We start from the raw sequence: 2,464 nt of genomic DNA on the forward strand, positions 1-2,464 counted from the left end.
GCGATCTCCTTGTCGATTTTTACCGCAAATGACAAGGTCAAAGAACCTACCGCTCGCGCGGCGTTAACGTTGCAATGCTATGGCTTCCGGATTGATCACGAAGTCAGCCCCATCTCGGCTTGAACGAAAGGAGAGGACACGCAACTTTGGGCGAAGCGGGGATTTACGCCGCCGATCTTTCCCTTGTTCCACGGACGTGCTTCGAGACGTTCTCATTGATTCTTGGACATCGATCATGATGACTTCCTCGTTAATGAGGTTGGCCATTCTCAAGCCGATAAGTCCGAACCTGCGTCGGCTTTCAGACGATTGGAGACGTAGCGCCCAAACGTGCCCGCGCGGTAACCCGGATTGGATCAGCAAACACCGTTCGGAATGATTTCTGGTATTGGCCGGCCCTTTTTGTCCGCGCTAGACGCTTGGCTCGACGTCGGCTCTCGGGGGCAATCCGGACGTTATCGGCGCTGGTTCAAATCGACATTCATGACCCGGAGCGGAACTCGGAGCCGAATTGGATTGACGCCAATGGGCGCTACAGATCGGGTGTTAGACCAGTCGTCCGGCCCTACGTGCTTCGCCCTCGCGACCTTGTGTTGTGGAATTCCTGAGCATGAACCTTGCCCCGGGAATTCTGAGCGACAGGGCTCGATCAGCGGTCCTCTAACATCGGCGCAGCTCGTCGCCTCAAGCCGATTCGCGACCTTGTCCATCTCCCGGATGGTCTCGCGGATCACCGCGAAGGCTGACCGACCTTGCCTGAATTTCTTGACGGGACATCTAAATATGACCAGTGCCCTCGAACGCCTCCCGACTTACGGTCAACGAGCAGATCAGCGGCCGGGATTTTCGGCCGCTGATTTTCGCTCGAATTAAAATCAGGCTGCTCGCTTCATGGTCTCGGTCATGTGTGTTGCGGCGTCATCCACCGCCTTCACCGAAACGTCAGCGATCCGGCGACTGCTCTGTAGCGTACGCTCCAAACTTTCCCGCAGCAAATCAGTCTGCATCGCTGCAAAGTCGTGAGGCGTTCGGCACTGCCAAAGTTCGCTCATTCCTTTCATGCTCCTCTCGATCTGATATCGCGCAAGCTCAAGGCACTCTCGAGAAGCATCGTTCAGACCTTTGCTCATTGCTGTGGCCGAATAGAGGATGCTCTCAGCGTTCCGGGCAGATCTCTTGGTCGCATCCTGAGCTTCATCTCCAGACACACCAAGGGCTCTGCCCATGTGATCTGCTGAACGCCCCATCATCGCCGTCATCATATCCAGGCCAAAGCGCCACGTGTTCTGGAACATCTCTGCATTCTGCTGTACAAGATTGGCGCCTGTCTTCACTACTTGCTCGTTTGTCTCAGCCGCGGCCAATCCGATGCGCCGGGTCTGCTCAGTTGCTCTCTCGGCAGCGCGAGAAGCTTTATCCTCTGGATTATGGGTAGCCCTGTTCTCGTGGCGTTCGTGGGCCATTGTCCTTCTCCATCTCTCACGGGCATTTTCGGGGTGCTTTGCGGCTCCCTAATCAGAGCGGCATCCTAAGCAAAAAAAACGTGGTCAGTTTACGTCCGTTCCGGAAGGAATGAGATTTCACGTGCGGCTCGGCCGAGCGTGGAGCACCAATGGATCCGTGGAGTTGGTTAGAGCCAGCCGGTGCGATGGACCATTGCCTCAAGTGGATAGGCGCGCTGCCGTGCCACAGTCAGGAGAACTGACGTTTCGCACCTAGGCTCCAATCGGGCGCGTGCTGCTGACCAACCGCGAGCACAGCGCCATGGACGCCAGTTTCAGACGCTGCCGGACGAGATTTGTGGTCAACGGCGGACGGCAGGCGGCTGCTGACCGGGTCCGCCGAAATGAAATGGATCACCGGCTGGTCTACGGCCGCAACCTTCGAAGGGGAGTTCTCCAACGTGACGCGCAGCTACGCCCGATATGCTTGGTAACGTCGCGACTTCCGCTGTTGACCCACAGCGCCAGTTGCGAAGTGCAGCGACATGTCCCGACGCAGGCGAGGACCGGAAGTCGGTCGCTCAGCGGGAAACCGGACATCATCCGTCCGGCACCTCCGCCAGCCGCAGGCCCTGATACACACGCTCGCGTTTGGCGAGGTAAATTGGGTTATCGCTGCAAGCTCCATCTCGGAAGCGGCGGATGGTGAAGATTGGAACCAGCGCAAATATCGCCTTTGCAGCAGCTTTCGCCTCGTCCAGCGAGCCAAGCAACGCGAGCGCAGCAGCCAACCCGAAATGTGCGTTCACGTCATTTCGATTGGCCTCGATGCTGCGGCGGAACCAGCAGACTGCTTCAGCATCCTCGTTAAGCTGCAGCTTGGCAAAGCCGGCTATCATGAGCCATCGATGGCCGAAGATATCACGAGGAGACAGGCGAAGTGCTTCGTTGATATGAGTCACCGTCTGCGCTCCGCGCCCCATGTACAACTTAGCGCCGCCGATTTGCGCGTGAGCCTCAGC

At 57.7% G+C, this 2,464-nt stretch carries 2 protein-coding genes and 1 pseudogene; 1 reads left to right on the forward strand and 2 read right to left on the reverse strand.

Annotated elements, in window-relative coordinates:
• Positions 1-875: 875 nt before the first annotated feature.
• The gene (locus tag FXB41_RS03475) at positions 876-1,463 is read right to left on the reverse strand and encodes a phasin family protein (RefSeq protein ID WP_007595372.1); all 588 of its coding nucleotides are present in this window, start codon (positions 1,461-1,463) and stop codon (positions 876-878) included.
• Between the two features lie 362 nt (positions 1,464-1,825).
• Here FXB41_RS03475 and FXB41_RS41880 point away from each other — a divergent pair.
• A pseudogene (locus FXB41_RS41880) lies at positions 1,826-1,936 on the forward strand (autotransporter outer membrane beta-barrel domain-containing protein); the annotation flags it as partial.
• 105 nt (positions 1,937-2,041) lie between these two features.
• Here FXB41_RS41880 and FXB41_RS03480 read toward each other — a convergent pair.
• A partial coding sequence (locus tag FXB41_RS03480) for a tetratricopeptide repeat protein (RefSeq protein WP_512699618.1) occupies positions 2,042-2,464 on the reverse strand: 423 nt, incomplete at its 5' end.

It is taken from the genome of Bradyrhizobium canariense (assembly GCF_019402665.1).
GTDB classification, from domain to species: Bacteria; Pseudomonadota; Alphaproteobacteria; order Rhizobiales; family Xanthobacteraceae; genus Bradyrhizobium; species Bradyrhizobium canariense.

Bases quoted from the DNA above. Each gene is read 5' to 3' on its own strand.
- FXB41_RS03475 (WP_007595372.1), bottom strand. From the start codon at position 1,463: ATGGCCCACGAACGCCACGAGAACAGGGCTACCCATAATCCAGAGGAT.